13 protein-coding genes and 1 pseudogene are annotated in these 16,577 nt (G+C 42.9%); 8 read left to right on the top strand and 6 right to left on the bottom strand.

The window, feature by feature from the left end; all coding sequences use genetic code 11:
* Positions 1-52: 52 nt before the first annotated feature.
* The 5 genes and pseudogenes from F986_RS07195 to F986_RS07175 all read right to left on the bottom strand — a co-directional run bounded on the left by F986_RS07195 (position 53) and on the right by F986_RS07175 (position 4,010).
* Positions 53-1,348: a Y-family DNA polymerase gene (locus tag F986_RS07195; protein WP_004693560.1), complete on the bottom strand. Its 1,296-nt coding sequence runs from the start codon at positions 1,346-1,348 to the stop codon at positions 53-55.
* Positions 1,349-1,368: 20 nt separating this feature from the next.
* Positions 1,369-1,992 carry a LexA family protein gene (locus F986_RS07190; RefSeq protein WP_004693559.1) on the bottom strand — a complete coding sequence of 208 codons (624 nt, stop codon included), beginning with the start codon at positions 1,990-1,992 and terminating at the stop codon, positions 1,369-1,371.
* A gap of 230 nt (positions 1,993-2,222) precedes the next feature.
* A pseudogene (locus tag F986_RS07185) lies at positions 2,223-2,876 on the bottom strand (linear amide C-N hydrolase); the annotation flags it as partial.
* Positions 2,877-2,916: 40 nt separating this feature from the next.
* Entirely contained in the window at positions 2,917-3,438 is a 522-nt protein-coding gene (locus F986_RS07180; protein WP_004693555.1) for a chromate transporter, read from the bottom strand.
* Positions 3,435-4,010: a chromate transporter gene (locus F986_RS07175; RefSeq protein WP_004693553.1), complete on the bottom strand. Its 576-nt coding sequence runs from the start codon at positions 4,008-4,010 to the stop codon at positions 3,435-3,437. Before F986_RS07175 ends, F986_RS07180 begins: the two co-directional genes overlap by 4 nt.
* 108 nt (positions 4,011-4,118) lie before the next feature.
* Between F986_RS07175 and F986_RS07170 the strand changes: the two genes are divergently transcribed.
* The gene (locus F986_RS07170) at positions 4,119-5,003 is read left to right on the top strand and encodes a LysR family transcriptional regulator (protein ID WP_017397050.1); all 885 of its coding nucleotides are present in this window, start codon (positions 4,119-4,121) and stop codon (positions 5,001-5,003) included.
* 153 nt (positions 5,004-5,156) lie between these two features.
* On the top strand, positions 5,157-6,911 hold the full coding sequence (locus tag F986_RS07165; protein ID WP_004693549.1) for an amidohydrolase: 1,755 nt from the start codon (positions 5,157-5,159) through the stop codon (positions 6,909-6,911).
* On the opposite strand, the gene F986_RS07160 is transcribed toward F986_RS07165, so the two are convergent.
* On the bottom strand, positions 6,902-7,537 hold the full coding sequence (locus F986_RS07160; RefSeq protein ID WP_004693547.1) for a TetR/AcrR family transcriptional regulator: 636 nt from the start codon (positions 7,535-7,537) through the stop codon (positions 6,902-6,904). The two genes, F986_RS07165 and F986_RS07160, sit on opposite strands and share 10 nt — an antisense overlap.
* Before the next feature lie 110 nt (positions 7,538-7,647).
* On the opposite strand from F986_RS07160, the gene F986_RS07155 reads away from it, so the two are divergent.
* The 6 genes from F986_RS07155 (at position 7,648) to rapA (ending at position 16,570) form a co-directional block, all read left to right on the top strand.
* Positions 7,648-8,670, top strand: a complete 1,023-nt coding sequence (locus F986_RS07155) for an HlyD family secretion protein (RefSeq protein ID WP_004693545.1) — start codon at positions 7,648-7,650, stop codon at positions 8,668-8,670.
* A 17-nt stretch (positions 8,671-8,687) separates the two neighbouring features.
* A complete protein-coding gene (locus tag F986_RS07150) occupies positions 8,688-10,499 on the top strand; it encodes an ATP-binding cassette domain-containing protein (protein ID WP_004693542.1) in 1,812 nt (603 codons plus the stop codon).
* Between the two features lie 10 nt (positions 10,500-10,509).
* Positions 10,510-11,640, top strand: a complete 1,131-nt coding sequence (locus F986_RS07145; protein WP_004693541.1) for an ABC transporter permease — start codon at positions 10,510-10,512, stop codon at positions 11,638-11,640.
* 19 nt (positions 11,641-11,659) lie between these two features.
* Complete coding sequence (locus F986_RS07140; RefSeq protein WP_004693538.1) at positions 11,660-12,775, top strand: ABC transporter permease; 1,116 nt, start codon at positions 11,660-11,662, stop codon at positions 12,773-12,775.
* A gap of 176 nt (positions 12,776-12,951) precedes the next feature.
* Positions 12,952-13,596, top strand: coding sequence for an RluA family pseudouridine synthase (locus tag F986_RS07135; RefSeq protein WP_019509732.1), 645 nt, complete (start codon positions 12,952-12,954; stop codon positions 13,594-13,596).
* Between the two features lie 136 nt (positions 13,597-13,732).
* Positions 13,733-16,570, top strand: coding sequence for an RNA polymerase-associated protein RapA (rapA, locus tag F986_RS07130; protein ID WP_017397052.1), 2,838 nt, complete (start codon positions 13,733-13,735; stop codon positions 16,568-16,570).
* The last annotated feature ends 7 nt before the right edge of the window (positions 16,571-16,577 follow it).

Below are 16,577 nucleotides of genomic sequence, written 5' to 3'. Positions count from 1 at the left end.
CTTATGAGTATTCGTGTAGTGTAAAGTGATCTACTTTTATGAAGACTTAACTTCAACCCACTCTAAATAGCTCCGACCAGTTGCTCAAATAGGCAGGAGAGCGATTGCACTGATTCATTTGCCAAGGTTCTTTTTTCTCATGGCAAACCCCTAAAGAAATCATATTTTTACCAAAACGTTCAGTAATGGCATCCATGGTATTGAAGAGTTCTTCACGGTCATTTTTATGGCTATAGTCGGTAAAAAGATCATGCACAAATTTAGATTTATCTATAATTTCCAAAAGGACGATGCCCGCCTTTTTGTATTTAAACCCTGACTTGTAAATTTGGTCAATGCCTTTCATGGCCGCCTGTGTAATTTCAAGTAGATCATCGGTGTGTTCATGCATGTGTACAATGGTATAGGGCGAGTAATGTTCATTTTGGCTAAAACGACCTGTTTGAATATATACCCCGATCATTTTACAAATAGAGCCATCATGACGTAAGCGTTTAACAGCACTGGCAACATATAAGCGTACAGAGGCTTTGATGTCATCAATTTCATACACAGCTTGACCATATGAGCGACTACTAATAATTTGCTTATGCGCAACCTCATCACTTTCAATATTGATGCAAGACATCCCTTGAAGCTCACGGACAGTCTTTTCCATCACTATGCTAAATTGCTTTTTAATTTCACTCGGCTTGGAGTCGATCAAATCTAAAACCGTATAAATACCCATCGAGTTTAGCTTTTTGCAGTTCTGTCGACCGACGCCCCAGACTTCACCGACCTCCACATCTGCAAGCATGTATTCAGCAGTACATGGGTCCATGTGTGCCAAATTGCACACGCCATTTAACGCCTTATTTTTCTTGGCTAAATGATTGGCAATTTTGGCTTCTGTTTTAGAACGACCAATTCCAATACAGCAGGGAAGACCAAGCCACTGCCATGCCTTGTCTTTCATGTCTTTGGCATAGTCAGTGAGGTTAAATAAATGCTCATAAGCGGTTAGCTTTAAAAAACATTCATCAATGGAATAGATCTCTTGTTCATCGGCTGCCACATATTGCCCCAATAACTGCATGAAGCGGCGAGACATTTCCCCATATAAAGCATAGTTACTCGAAAACACTTGAATATTATGCTGCTGGACAAGTTCTTGAATTTGAAAAAAAGGGACAGCCATGCCAATGCCGAGATCCTTGGCTTCTTGGCTTCGAGCAACTACACAACCATCATTATTACTTAATACAATCACAGGGCGGTCATTGAGCTTTGGATTAAAGACGCGTTCACATGAGACATAGCAATTATTCACGTCAACGAGCGCGAATATTTCAGTTTCATTTTTCATATTGCTTCTTCTTATTATTCTTAACGGTGGTACAGACGTTTTAAGTTAAACGTCACCACTCCCCAAATGACAAAGGTTTGATTTTCTGTAGGAATAATATGTTCATACTCGGGGTTTTCAGCTTTTAGCCAAAGTTGAGGCAAAGGGTAGTTTTCATCTCCAAAAATGTCTTTGATGTCCGACTTTGACATTTTGTTTGTCATCATCAGTCTTTTAATAGTGGAGTCATTATTATCAATTAAAGCCACCACAATGTCGTAGTGTTTGGCTTCAATACTCCGATCAATAATAATCGGGTCATTTACTTCAAGACCTACGCCCAACATTGACTCACTGTCTACATGAGCGATGAACGTTGAAATGGGGTTTTGTATTAAGAATTCATTGAGATCGATGGCTTTGCCTTGCTCATCTTTAGTGCTGAACGCTGGGCCTGCTGGAATGCGTTCTAAAGAAACAGGAATAGAGACTTTGGACTGAGGTAGAACAGGAGTCAGCCTAAGTTGATCCGCAAGTTCAGCTTGCTGCACAATTTGTTCGAGCATGCTATTGATGGTGGGACTGGGTTTACCTTCTGGCCCCATGAGATCTTGTAAAGACGACCATGCATCGTCCGAGAAGTAGATAGGTAACTTCTTTGACATGGTGAATACTCCTACGCTACAAGGCGTGTTTGGAAGTGGAATCTGTCTGTTTAGAATATGCTGATGTGGGTGAAAACTCAAATTTAAAAACACTGAATAAATAATGCTCCGTCAATTTTGGTCGCGGATAAGAAAAAGTAAGAAACTTTCTTTTAGATGATGAGTAGCCCTTTGATCAGGGCTATTATTGATGGTGATTATATTTTTAAGCCGATGATATAACTGAAAACTTAGGGATTAGTTCCTAAAAACTCAAAAGGTTTGGTGACTTTAAAGGATGCATTGGCTTTGCCTGCATATGTCATCGCTTGGTCTGGGCCAAGTTCTAACTTCTTGGTTTGACCATCTTTAAAGTTAATTTCCTTTAAATCGACCCAAAACACATTTGGTGAAACGGCAGATTCAAAGAAATATAAACCACGTTTATGATTGACCACCGTACGCCAACGGGTTGAGGAAATATTCGGCTCTTCTTCAGTGTTTAGGCCAAAAGGGACTGAGGTATTGCGGATGACACTAAATACACTGGCGAGCGAATGGTCTGGAGTTGCATTTTTTGGAATCGCATTGATATAAAAAGAAGCACGGGCAAAACGATCAGATGCGCGGTTAGTGCCTGGAAGCATGGTTGTGCCACCAATTTGCTTCCAATAGCTATTTAAAGCGAGCTGTTGATCAAAGGTTGGCGAGTTGGTCATCACTTGATACTGTCGACCATGATGAATGACTTGTTTACCGTTAATATACTCAATAATGGCACTATCACCCGTGGCATCGGAAATGGATAAATGCAGGGTAGCTAAACGTTTCTCACCCGTAACTTGGTCAGTCACAACGATGAAAGGCTCTTTTTCGAGTGCCTGAATGGCTTCATTCACTGTGGCATTTATCTAGGCTCTAGACTAGCAGAATAGATATGTTAGTCTAGAGCCATAAAAAAAGTGCGCCTGACATTGCTCCAAAGAGCATGACCCATAGTGGATGAATTTTTTTCACTAAGCTTAACCCCGTTGCCACGATAACGATCGCGATAAGTAACCAGTTCTGAGCAGATGCTGCGGCAATAATATAGGCACTGACCAAAACCAAGCCGACAGTAATTGGTTTCAGTGCTTTTTCAAACATGCTACGTAGCGGATGATCCTTAAACTGATTCCAAAACTTGAGTGCAAATATAGTCAGTACAGAAGAGGGCCCAAACTTCGCCAGTGAAGTCACAAACAGTCCAGCAGGTCCAGCCACATGCCAGCCGACCAGTGGCACAATCATCATATTGGGGCCTGGAGCCGCTTGCGCCATGGCAAACATGGTGCTGAACTCTGTAGCAGTAAGCCAACGATGCACTTCGACCACTTGATGTTGCATTTCAGGCAAAATGGCATTGCCGCCACCAAAGGCCAATATAGAAAGCTGGGTAAAAACGATAGCTAAGGTGATTAAAATCATGCGTTTTTTCCTCTTTTTTTCAAGCTTAAGACTGCGACATTGATGCTGACTAAGATCAGTAACGTTAATGCCAAGGGAATCTTAATAATCAGCATAAAGACAATGGTCAGCGCAATGGTAAAGATCGTGAGGTAACTTTTCAGAATGGGTTTCAGCATTTTTAGCCCCATGGCAAACAGTAAACCTGCTGCTGCCGCTGCCAGTCCCTGTATCATATGCTGAATCACGGGGATACTTTGAAATTGGCTATAGAGCTGATACAGCAAAATCACAATCACCGTCGGTGCAAAAATTAACCCGAGAACGGCACTAATCGCACCTTTAACCCCCTGAAACTCATAACCAATCGCAACGGCCATATTAATGATGTTTCCTCCAGGGAGGATTTGACAGACACCCAATAAGTGCGTGAACTCTTCCGTGTTGAGCCATTTTTGGTCTTCTACAACCATTTGATGTGCAAGTGGCAATACGCCACCAAAGCCCATGAGTCCCAGCTTCATAAAGCCTGCAAATAATTCCCGTGAAGTTGGATGGGTTATTTGTTCAGCAGGGAGCACTTCAGTGTTCATGTCTTTCGCCTTTTGTTGAATGAGCTCAGTATGAACCTGTAGAGATATGTTGAAAAATGCTATTTTTAACGTTATATATACTAAAAAAGTATGTTTAATGGGGCAGACATGATCGATATTCATAAACTCAGAGCATTTGTTGCAGTGGTAGAAGAAAGTAATATTTCGCATGCTGCGGTACGTTTGAATATGCAACAACCACCGTTAACACGGATTATCAAAAGCTTGGAAGAGGAGCTGAATACTCAACTGCTAAAGCGTTTGCCACGCGGTGTTGAGGTGACAGAAGCAGGCAAGGTTTTGTACAAAGAAGCCCTTGCGATATTAGCGCATGCACAGTTGATTCCCAAACGTGTGCAGGATATTTCTTTGGGGGTCGAAGGTCAGATTAATATTGGCTTTACCAACTCGGTTGGCTTACATCCATTTTTACCGGCCTTGCTGCGTAACTTTCGGGAAACTTTTCCACGTGTTTCAATTCATCTGGAAGAAGATGGCAGTAGCTCGCTGATTGATTCCATTAGTAATGAAAAAAATGACATTGTGTTCTTACGCAAACCTGCACCGATTGGCCTTGGTTTAACCAGTCTACATGTACTAGATGAGCCGCTCATTGTGGCCTTACCCAACAATCATCCTTTGGTTGAACACGCCGAACCAATTCACTTGCTGGATCTTGAACCGCATGATTTTGTGTTATACCGACGTTTAGCTGGACAAGATTTATTCGATAATATTTTGGCCAGTTGTTACCAAGCTGGATTTAGTCCCAAAATTGTACAAGAAGCGCCACGTTTAACCTCAAGCTTAAACTTGATTGCTGCAGGGATTGGTTTATCCATCGTGCCTGAGGCCATTCGTGACTTTTGGAATAAGCAGATTGTTTATAAAACGCTTAAGGCCAATAACCCATGTATTGCGCCGATTTATGCAGTGTATAAAGAAAATATAGACAATGTCCGTTTGCAACACATCTTAAAGCTATTGCAATAATCTGTTGAATATTGAGCACCTTATTCTGCCTGACAAGAGCCGGCTTAAAGTACTAAGGTAGAGTGATGATGTGTTGTATTTAAAGTTTTATACCTATAACGAATGCTCGTATGGAGCAAAATATAATATTTAGCAATATGAGGTGTTTAACCCATGCTTTTTAATAAAGTTTCTTTTGTACTTACGGCTCTACTTTCTTCCTCTGTGGTACTGATGAGTGGTTGTACAACCAGCCCGTCTAGCAGCGTTTCAAGTACACAACAACAGACGCAAAATGCCTTATTGGTCTATGGTGGCCCCATTTTAACCATGCAAGGCATGCAGCCCAGCTATGTCGATGCCATGTTAATTCAAGATGGAAAGATCCGTTATACAGGCACATTGTCTGAGGCTGAAAAGCTTGCGCCACAGGCGAAACGCTTAAACTTGAATCACAAGACTGTCATCCCAGGCATTATCGATGCACATAGTCATTTAAACTCTGTCGGTATGCAGCAAACTGTGGCTAATTTATATCCGCCGCCAGATGGCAAGGTGGTAAGTATTGCCACACTTATCCAAGAAATGAAGGCGTGGGCGAAGCAAAATCCAACCTTTGTCCAAGCGACTTCTGGCTGGATTATTGGCAATGGTTATGATGATGCCCAGCTACAAGAGAAAGCTCATCCAACAGCCACAGATTTAGATCAGATTTCAACGACTCAACCGGTGCTGATTTTGCATCAGTCAGGGCATTTGGCCTCTATGAATCACAAAGCGTTAGAGTTGTTAGGTATTAATGAAAAAAGTAGTAACCCTAGTGGTGGCGTGATTCGACGCGTAGTCGGGACAAATATTCCAAATGGTGTACTGGAAGAAAGTGTTGTGATTGAGGCCATGTTACAGGCTTTTAAAACGGTTCCACCTGAAATGATGCAGCAGATGGCGTTGACTGCGGTACAGACCTATATGAAAAATGGTTACACCACGGTACAAGAAGGACGAGCTGATCGTGGTACTTCAGAACTTTGGCGTAGTTTGGCTAATCAAAACAAATTAGCGATTGATGTCGTCTCTTATCCTGATATTAGTTCTGAACAGGCGTATATGCTCGAAAAAGGTGTAAGTAAAAACTATGTCAATCACTTTAGAATTGGTGGCGTGAAAATTAGCTTAGATGGTTCACCCCAAGGTAAAACAGCATGGTTAACTGAACCCTATGTGGTTCCACCTGAAGGGAAAGATAAGAACTATCGTGGCTATCCTGCATTTCCAGAGCAAAAAACAGTCCAGCAAATGATTGATTTGGCTTTTCAACAACAATGGCCAATTTTGGCACATGCCAATGGTGATGCCGCGATTGATCAATACCTTAATGTGATTGCCAATGCGCAAAAGAAATATGATGCCTCACAGCGACGAGATGTGATTATTCATGCGCAAACTATGCGAGAGGATCAACTGGATCGGGCAAAGCAGCTTCATTTGATTCCATCCTTCTTTTCTTTGCATACCTACTACTGGGGCGACTGGCATGTAGCACAAACCTTAGGTGAAAAGCGTGCTGAACACATCTCACCAACAGGTTCGGCCTTAAGAAAAGGTATGATTTTCACCGAGCATCATGATGCTCCTGTTATTCCACCGAAAAGTATGATGGTGCTGGATGCAACGGTTAATCGCACCACGCGAACAGGCAAAGTTTTGGGTGAGGTACAAAAAGTCAGCCCGTATATCGCACTTAAAACGATGACGGACTGGGCTGCATATCAGTATTTTGAAGAAGATATTAAAGGCACTTTAAGTACAGGTAAATACGGTGACTTTGTTATTTTAAGTGCCAATCCAATCACCACTGAACCATCTAAAATCAAAGACATCAAAGTTCTTGCAACCTATAAGCAAGGACAGTTGGTTTATCAAAGATAAAGTTGTTTAGCGGCTTGTAAACCTGCGACTGAAAAGGTCATGAGATGTTTAACCAAAAGTGCAGGTTCAAGCTTGGAGACATTTTTAAGTGGGCTTGGACCATTTGCATCTGCCAAAATCAGCATCATACAAGGCGCGACCGTGCTGAGTACACAAGGCAAAAGTGCAGGGTGGTTTTCATCAATGCCTGAAACTTGGCTAATAATTTTTTTGACCAAAAGAAACTTTCGCGCACCATCATTTTGCATAAACGTGTATAGGTGGGTAGTCGGTGAAAAAAGTTCGCGAACAAACACTTTGCTATGCCAGACATCGGTTTCAACCAGTTTACCGATCAGGCTTTCAAAAAAAGCTTCCAGTTTTTCAGTAGGCGTTTTAGAGCTGTTAAGCAAGGTCAAGAGTTCTTGTTCATCAATATAATGCGTATGTGCTTCGGCAAGTACGGCACGATATAAGCCATCACGACCATCGAAGTGATAGTTAATGGCAGCCAAATCGACTTCGGCCAGCTTGGCAATGGCTTTACTCGTGGTTTTTGCAAAACCATCCTGAGCAATTAGGCGGCCAGCAGCATCCAAAATTTTCGATTTGGTTAAATCACCATCGCTACGTCCAGCTCTAGACATTATTTACTCTGCATCAAAATTTAGACTTGAAGTATATCTTTCTTAATTGAATTGTTATAGTTTAAATTAAATTTAAACTTGTATTAAAACTAAGCGAAGGTTTGGTGTACATGAACAAAAGTAAGTTCATACTGCTGGTTGGGGTATTGCTGATTGCTGTAGCGGCTGCATTTTTGTGGTTCAGTCGAGACAAAGCCGATCCCGATCATCTGGTGCTATATGGCAATGTCGATATTCGACAAGTCTCGCTGGCATTTGAAACGGCTGGACGTATTCAAAGCTTGGCTGTTCAAGAAGGTGATCGCGTTCAAAAAGGTCAGGTTCTTGCCGAACTGAATACCGACTCGCTGACTATACAAGCACAGCAAGCCCAAGCACAGTTACAAGTTCAACAGCAAACCTTAAATGAACAAGCTGCGGGCAATCGACCTGAAGAGATTACCCAAGCGAAAGCGAAAGTACAGTCTGCCCAAGCCCAATTTGAAAATGCCGATAAACAATACCAGCGTTTAAATGTCTTAAATCGGAGTACTGCGGGTCAAGCGGTGAGTAAGCAAGAGGTTGATGCTGCAAAAAGCAATATGAAAATGGCGGAAGCGGCTGTAGGTGAAACCAAAGCCAACCTAGAGCTACTTTTGAAAGGTGCGCGCACAGAAGATCGTGAAGCGGCTAAAGCACAATATGAATCGACCAAGGCCAATCTTGATTTGATTGATTACCAAATTACTCAAAGTAAGCTGCTGGCACCTGTTAATGGCGTAATTCGTGCACGTTTACAAGAAGTCGGCGACATGACGACTTCAAACAAGTCCGTCTATACCATTGCTCTGATCCACCCTAAATGGGTGCGTGTTTATGCCAGTGAAATGGATCTTGGATATATCAACATGGGCGCAGCAGCACAAGTCATTCGTGACTCACAACCGAATCAGCCCATCACAGGAAAAATTGGTTATATCTCATCTGTGGCAGAATTTACCCCGAAAACGGTACAGACCGAAGATATTCGCACGACTTTGGTGTATGAAGTCCGAATTTATGTCGATGACCCGAATGACCAACTGAAGATGGGACAACCTGTAACGGTGAACATAGCCAAATCATCGCGTCCAACTGCCACGAACAATCCTTAAGGCAGGGGAGTATGTCGATGTCAGTAGAGAGCATTGTAATTGCCACAGATTTAAACAAAACCTTTAAAGCAGAACAAAAAGGTTTGGATGATGTGCAGGCTTTGCAAGGCATAAATATGCAGATCAAGGCAGGACAACTGACGGCTTTGGTTGGGCCTGATGGTGCAGGTAAAACCACATTTTTAAGATTGATCGCAGGTTTATATGAGCCAACCACTGGAAGCTTAAAAGTCTTAGGAATGGATGTCGCCAAAGATCCACAATCTGTGCAAGATCGTATCAGCTACATGCCGCAAAAGTTTGGTTTGTATGAAGACCTCAGCATTCAAGAAAATTTAGACTTGTATGCGGATTTGCATGGCGTGCCAATGGACGTTCGCAAGGAGCGTTTTGCACGTTTGCTCAAGATTACCGACTTGGCGCGCTTTACTGAACGTCCCGCAGGAAAACTCTCTGGAGGCATGAAGCAGAAGTTAGGTTTGGCCTGCACTTTAGTCCGTTCACCTGAACTATTGCTGTTGGATGAGCCAAGTGTCGGTGTCGATCCACTCTCACGCCGTGATTTGTGGATCATCATTGAACAGTTGGTGAGGGAGGAGAACTTAAGTGTCATTCTCAGTACGGCGTATATGGATGAAGCTGAACGCTGTCATCAGGTTTATGTCATGTTGGATGGGCAAGTCTTAAAGCAAGGTACACCTGACGAATTGACGGCTCAGGCACAGGGACAAACATGGCAAGTAAAACCCAGTCCCAACATGAAGGCACGGGTGTTACAAGCACATTTACTCGATAATCAACATTATATTGCCGATGCAGTTCCCAAAGGAGATGTAGTCCGTTTTATTACGCGAGCTGAAAGCTCAACACTTCCTACAGATCTGTTACCCAAAGGCGTTGTTGCGGAACAGAGGCCAGCAGAGTTGGAAGATGCATTTATGTTGCTTTTACATGAGGCGAAGCATACTCAAAAAACGGTATTGGCGCAGGAAAATTTAGCTTTAGACCCTTCAATAACTTTGATCGAAAACTCTGATCCACCACAAGTGAAAACAGAGCAGAATGTAAAACAGCAGCTCGAAAAACCTGTGATTGTGGTGAAGGATTTGGTACGCACCTTTGGTGATTTTACCGCCGTGGCCAGTACCTCGTTTGATGTATCTCGAGGCGAAATTTTTGGTTTACTTGGCCCTAATGGTGCAGGTAAGACCACAACGTTTCGTATGCTTTGTGGTTTGCTGCCCGCCAGCAGTGGTGTGTTGGAAGTGGCAGGCATGAATTTGCGCACAGCTCGTGCACAGGCAAGGGCAAAAATTGGTTATGTATCGCAGAAGTTTGCCCTGTATGGCAATTTGAGTGTGCTGGATAACTTAAAGTTCTTTGGTGGTGCTTATGGCTTATCGGGCAAACAGTTAAAGCAGCAAATTGATAAAGCATTGCTTCAGTTTGAACTTAAGCCATACGCAAAAAGCGCTGATCTACCAAATGGTTTTAAACAGCGTTTGTCGATGGCAGCAGCACTGTTACATCAGCCTGAAATTGTATTTTTGGATGAACCGACCAGTGGTATTGATCCGTTAGCAAGGCGCTCTTTTTGGTACACCATTGGAGAGCTAGCGAACCAAGGCATGACCATTATTGTGACTACACACTTTATGGAAGAAGCTGAATACTGTGATCGGATTGCGATTCAAGATGCAGGGAAATTGTTGGCGATTGGCACACCTCAACAGATTCGTGGGATGGCACAGTTAGAGGGTGTAAACGATATGAATAGCGCTTTTATTGCCATCGTTGAACATTCCCGTGCAGACATGCAGGCTTACTGAGGAGCGTCAGATGAATCATTTCTCAGCTTTCTGGACACGACTGTTTGCCTTGACACGTAAAGAATCCAAACAGCTGCTTCGTGATAAAAGTAGTATGGCGATCGGTTTCATACTACCGATTATTTTAATTTTGCTGTTTGGTTATGGACTGTCTTTCGACTTAACCAACGGACGAGTAGGGGTGGTGGAGCAACAACCCACGCCACAGAGTCAGCAACTGATGAGTGGCTTAAACGGTTCTAGATACATTACCGTCAAGCAGTATCCAAGCTTTAGCCAAGCTGAAGCCGCAATGGGCAAGGCTGAAATTGATGCCATCGTCAATATACCCAGCAACTTTGCGGAGCAATATGCAAAGGGAGCGGGTGCAGTTCAGCTCATTACGAATGGCCGTTCGACCAGTATTGCTTCGGCTTTGCAGGGTTATATTACCAGTGCGCTCAATACCGCCAGCTTGATACAAGCAGACCGAACAAATGCAGCTTCGGTGGGTAGCGTCATCACGGTTGAACAACGTATGTGGTTTAACGAGTCCGCAAATAGTACGTGGTTTTTAGTGCCGGGTTTAATTGTCTTGATTTTGACCTTGGTTGGCGCATTTTTAACTGGCTTGCTGATTGCACGAGAGCGCGAGCGTGGCACTTTAGAAGCATTATATGTTACGCCCGTACGTCCTCTAGAAATTGTACTTTCAAAACTGGCGCCCTATATCGTGATTGGGATGATCGATATTGTGATGTGCTTAGTTGCAGCACATGTTCTGTTTGATGTACCCATTCGCGCATCACTGCTCTCTGTCATGAGCGCTTCTTTTTTATATTTAATGGTGTCGTTACTGCTGGGTCTGATGATTTCAGGCCTATCAAAAAGTCAGTTTCAAGCCAGTCAAATGGCACTCCTTGCCAGCTTCATGCCCGCTTTGATGCTTTCAGGTTTTGTGTTCGATACACGGAACTTACCGCTAATTGTGCAAATCATCAGCAATGTTTTACCTGCAACGCACTATATGACTTTGATTAAAACGCTATTACTCGGTGGCGATGATTGGTCTTTGTGGTTCAAGGAATGTGGCATTTTACTGATCTATATCGTGCTATTTACAGTAATGACCGCGCGTACGCTGAAAAAGCGTTTGGGCTAGCGAAAGGAAAAATGGTGTTATGGCAACGTTAATACGCTGGTTTCTTTATCTTTGGGTGCTGATCCGAAAAGAGTTTTTAGCCATTTTAGTCGATCCTGCCAATCGGGTGACCTTAATCGCGCCTGTATTTATCCAAGCGGTCTTGTTTGGTTATGCCGCAAGTTATGATGTGAATCATGTTGATTATGCTGTGCTGGATCAAAGCCGAAGCCAAAGCTCACAACAAGTTTTAGCACATTTAGATGGTTCAGGAATTTTTAAACGAACAGCAGATTTGCAAAATAATCAACAAATCCAACAGGTGATTAATGATCGAACAGCCTTGGCGGTCATCATCATTCCTGCTGATTTTGAGGATAAGCTCAATAATCAAGAGTCTTCCCCGATTCAAGTGATTCTAGATGGGAGAAACTCATCGACCGCAAGTATGGCGGGCTCCTACATCAGCAGTGTGGTGGGGCAGGTCAATCAAAAACGTTTGGGAACCAACTCCGCGATCACGGTACAAGCGCGGACATGGTATAACCCGAATGTCGAGTCGAGATGGGGCATCATGCCGTCTCTGATTGCAACTTTAAGTATGATGCAGACACTGTTACTTTCGGCACTTTCAGTAGCACGCGAGCGTGAACAAGGGACTTTTGATCAGCTCTTAGTTACACCTTATACCCCGACGCAGATTATGATTGGGAAGGCCATTCCGCCGATTATTATTGGGGTTATTCAATCTTCCATTATTTTGGCAATTATTCTGTTCTGGTTCCAGATCCCGATGAATGGCTCCTTGGCCTTACTTTATTTTGGATTATTTGCCTTTAATATTGCTGTTGTGGGTGTGGGACTGTCGATTTCAGCAATTGCACTCAATATGCAACAAGCCATGCTGTATACTTTCTTTTTGATCATGCCTTTAACGCTTTTATCAGGTTTACTAACTCCTGTACAAAATATGCCTGAAGTGCTGAATTGGCTGACTTATGCCAACCCACTACGCTTCGGCATAGACTTGGTACAACGGGTGTATTTGGAAGGTGCGAGTTTTGCGCAAGTGAAATGGGACTTTGTACCGATGTTGGTATTAGCCATAATTACCTTGCCTTTGGCTGCGTGGTTATTTAGAAATCGTTTGTCATAAGAGAGTGATATCTCTTATGTCTCACTTATCGATACAGACTGTGACTCCGCGTTTGACGTTAAATAATGCAATCAATATCGGTTCATGATTAAAAAAAAACGATTTTTGCATTGTATTTCTGGCTTAAGCTTTTTATTATTGCCCGCTTGTTTTCGCGATCAGCTTGGAATGGAACCTTGAGTAATTTTCTAACCGAACACCTGATTCATCGAGATGAAGACTTTATGGTCATCCATAAGCCTGCAGGTATACTCACCGTTCCGGGGAAGACAGAAGACTTACAAGATTGTATGATCAATCGTTTAGTCAAACTAGAACCTAAAACTCTACTGATCCACCGTCTTGATCGTGATACCTCAGGTATCTTGGTTTTTGGTCTCAGCCGTTGGGGACAAAAATCCATTTCTCGTCAGTTTCAAGAACGCCAAACCGATAAAACCTATCAAGCGATTGTGGCTGGTCATTTAGATGGTCAGGGCACTGTTGATGTGCCTGTGATTTATGATCCATCCCGTCCACCGTTACATATTGCAGAGCCCAGCCATAACAAGCCTGCTGTGACAGAGTGGAAAGCCATTGAACATTTTGAGATACAGGGTCAGCCCGTGACTCGTGTGGCGCTCACACCCATTACAGGACGTTCGCATCAACTTCGTGTACATATGCAGTTTTTAGGTCATCCTATCGTGGGAGATACGCTTTATGCTGCGCCTGAACAGCAAGCTCTCATACCAAGATTGTGTTTACATGCAGAGCGTCTGAGCTTTCATCATCCCCAAACCAATGAACGTATCGAATTTATTTGTCCAGTACCATTTTAAGTACGTGGAATCATCAAATTTGCTCACTTTTTTAGTGAGCTTTATGTCAAAATATATTGCTTAAAGGTGTATAATTTTGCTCAAATATCAAACAATGTTTGAGCATTAAATTTGCAGTCCTAACTTGTAGATAAAGGTGGAAAAATTGCAGCAGTTTGCTATTGGTCAACGTTGGTTATCAGATACTGAAACGGAACTAGGTCTAGGAGTTCTTATTGATGTAGATGAGCGATCTGTCAGCATCTTATTCCCTAAAAGTGATGAAACACGTGTTTATGCACGGAATAATGCACCTTTATCACGTATCATTTTTAACGTGAACGATGAATTACAAGATCAAGAAGGCACCAAGTGGACGGTTGAATCACATGAAGACCGTCATGGTGTGGTGCGTTATAACGTTGTTCGTCGCTTAGAAGATGACACGGAAGAACGTAAATCACTGAATGAGACTCGTATTGGTGCTCAAATTCAGCTGTCTAAACCGCTTGATCGCTTATTGGCAAGTCAAATTGACTATAAAGAATGGTACGACTTACGTATTGAAGCGATGCTGATGCAAGCCAATATGAAGTCGAGCCCTTTACGCGGTATGGTCGGTTCACGTGTCGGTCTGATTCCTCATCAGTTGTATATTGCACACGAAGTGGGTCAACGTTTTGCACCCCGTGTCCTTTTAGCCGATGAAGTGGGCTTAGGTAAAACCATTGAAGCTGGATTAATCATCCATCAACAGCTTAAAACAGGCCGTTCAGAACGCATTCTAATTTTGGTACCTGATTCACTGCAATATCAGTGGATGATTGAAATGCGTCGTCGTTTCAATTTGAACTTCTCATTATTTGATTTAACCCGTACGGCTTCAATCAAAGAACATGACCCTGAACTGAATCCATTCTTAACTGAACAATGCATTATTGCGTCAATCGATTTGATGATTGACCATGATGACTTGCGTGAACAAGCCCTAGAAGCTGGTTTTGATCTGTTGGTGGTCGATGAAGCGCATCACTTGATGTGGAATGAAGAAGACGGTGGCAATGACCGCTATGACTTGATCGAAGAGCTAGCAGAAAAAACTCCGGGTGTTTTACTGTTAACGGCAACTCCAGAACAGCTGGGTGTGGAAAGTCACTTTGCACGTTTACGTTTACTTGACCCACAGCGTTTTAGTTCGCTAGATCGTTTCTTGGATGAAGAAACCCAGTATCAACAAACTGCAAAAATTGCTGAAGTGCTCATGTCAGATATGCCACTTGAAGAAGGGCATTTGACAGCGCTTGAAGGTTTGTTGGGGCACCGCATTGAAGATGCACCTGAACAACGCTTCCGTGCTATTCATGAGCTTTTAGACCGTCATGGTACAGGGCGTATTTTGTTCCGCAACACCCGTGAAGCTATTCAAGGCTTCCCAGGTCGTGACTGTCAACCGGCACCTTTGCCTGCCCCAGAAAACTGGTCTAAAGACGGTAAATTACGTGAACAAATGTGGCCAGAAGAAGCACAACTTGACGGTGCTTGGATGGAAGCTGACCCACGTGTCATGTGGCTCATGGAAAAACTACGTACAGACTTAAAACACAAAAAAGTGTTGCTGATTGCACGTAGTGGTCCAGTGGTTGAAGCACTTGAAAATGTACTCCGCTTACATGCAGGTATTCGTACCGCGATGTTCCATGAAGGCATGAGTTTACTTGAGCGTGACCAAGCCTCGGCTTACTTTGCCGAAGAGTCTTATGGTGCACAAATTTTACTGTGCTCTGAAATTGGTTCTGAAGGTCGTAACTTTCAGTTTGCATCAGATCTGATTTTATTTGATTTGCCTGCAAACCCAGATGTACTTGAACAACGTATTGGTCGTTTGGATCGTATTGGTCAAGAAAACCGGATTCAAATTCATGTGCCATATCTAATTGGCACAGCGCAAGAACGCATGTTCCGTTGGTATAACGAAGCATTAAATATTTTCAGTAATATCTCTCCAACTGCGCAAACTTTACAAGAAAACTTTATTGTTGAATTGAAAGATTGCTTACTGGCAGATAAAGGTCAGCAGTTTGATGACTTACTCGAAGCAGTTAGCGTACAACGTGAAGCCCTAGAAGCAGAGTTACAATCAGGTCGTGACCGTTTACTTGAATACAACTCTTGTCGTCCAATTGTGGCGCAAGAAATTGTACAAGCGCTTGAGTCTTATGATGACAACACCACTTTGCCAATGTTTATGAAGCGCTTTATGGCGTCGACAAACATTGATTTTGACGAGCAAAGCAACGGTACAGTCATCATTAAACCAACCGATCAAATGCAAGTTCAAGGTTTAACCTTGGACGAAGAAGGCATGACTGCGACCTTCTACCGCGATCAAGCTCAGATACGTGAAGATGCTCAGTATTTAACTCTTGAGCATCCATTTACTGAAAGCGTAATGGAAATGATCAACACTCAAGGTTTTGGTAGTACCAACGTTGCAGTGTTGAAGTCAGCTGCTTTACCGCAAGGTTCAGTATTGTTAGAAGTGTGGTTTAAGGTCGATGTGGTTGCGCCGAAAGCATTGAATTTACCTTCAAGCTTACCGCAGCAGCTGGTTCGCGTCTTGCTGAGTGAAAAGGGTCAAGACCTGTCGCAGAAAATTGCCCCTGAAATCTTAAAACCATACTTGCATCATTTGGATGGTAATAGCTGTCGTCAAGTCGTGAAAGCACGCCGTGAAGTGATTGAGCAGCGTTATGTACAAGCATTAGAGCTTGCACGTGCGGCTTTACCAAGCTTTGTGCAACAAGCGAAAGAAGTCTACGGTAGCAAGTGGCAATACGAAATTGACCGCCTGACTTACTTAAAGCAGTTTAATCCGAGTATTCGTGAAGATGAAATTTCACGTCTACAAAAACTGCAAAAAGAAGGTCTTGGTTTGCTAGATGGCCTATCGGTTACACCAGAAGCAATTCAAGTGATGGTTGTGGTTAAACCATAATTCGAAT

Source organism: Acinetobacter johnsonii CIP 64.6, assembly GCF_000368045.1.
Taxonomy (GTDB): Bacteria; Pseudomonadota; Gammaproteobacteria; order Pseudomonadales; family Moraxellaceae; genus Acinetobacter; species Acinetobacter johnsonii.
Note: the sequence above shows the minus strand (reverse complement) of the source record. Positions and strands in the feature narration are given on the sequence as shown.

Excerpts from the sequence above, each read along its gene's own strand:
- F986_RS07160 (WP_004693547.1), bottom strand. The coding sequence starts at position 7,537 with ATGTCTAGAGCTGGACGTAGCGATGGTGATTTAACCAAATCGAAAATT.
- F986_RS07150 (WP_004693542.1), top strand. The coding sequence starts at position 8,688 with ATGTCAGTAGAGAGCATTGTAATTGCCACAGATTTAAACAAAACCTTT.
- F986_RS07175 (WP_004693553.1), bottom strand. The coding sequence starts at position 4,010 with ATGAACACTGAAGTGCTCCCTGCTGAACAAATAACCCATCCAACTTCA.
- F986_RS07140 (WP_004693538.1), top strand. The coding sequence starts at position 11,660 with ATGGCAACGTTAATACGCTGGTTTCTTTATCTTTGGGTGCTGATCCGA.
- F986_RS07190 (WP_004693559.1), bottom strand. The coding sequence starts at position 1,992 with ATGTCAAAGAAGTTACCTATCTACTTCTCGGACGATGCATGGTCGTCT.
- F986_RS07145 (WP_004693541.1), top strand. The coding sequence starts at position 10,510 with ATGAATCATTTCTCAGCTTTCTGGACACGACTGTTTGCCTTGACACGT.
- F986_RS07195 (WP_004693560.1), bottom strand. The coding sequence starts at position 1,348 with ATGAAAAATGAAACTGAAATATTCGCGCTCGTTGACGTGAATAATTGC.
- F986_RS07180 (WP_004693555.1), bottom strand. The coding sequence starts at position 3,438 with ATGATTTTAATCACCTTAGCTATCGTTTTTACCCAGCTTTCTATATTG.
- F986_RS07155 (WP_004693545.1), top strand. The coding sequence starts at position 7,648 with ATGAACAAAAGTAAGTTCATACTGCTGGTTGGGGTATTGCTGATTGCT.
- F986_RS07170 (WP_017397050.1), top strand. The coding sequence starts at position 4,119 with ATGATCGATATTCATAAACTCAGAGCATTTGTTGCAGTGGTAGAAGAA.
- F986_RS07165 (WP_004693549.1), top strand. The coding sequence starts at position 5,157 with ATGCTTTTTAATAAAGTTTCTTTTGTACTTACGGCTCTACTTTCTTCC.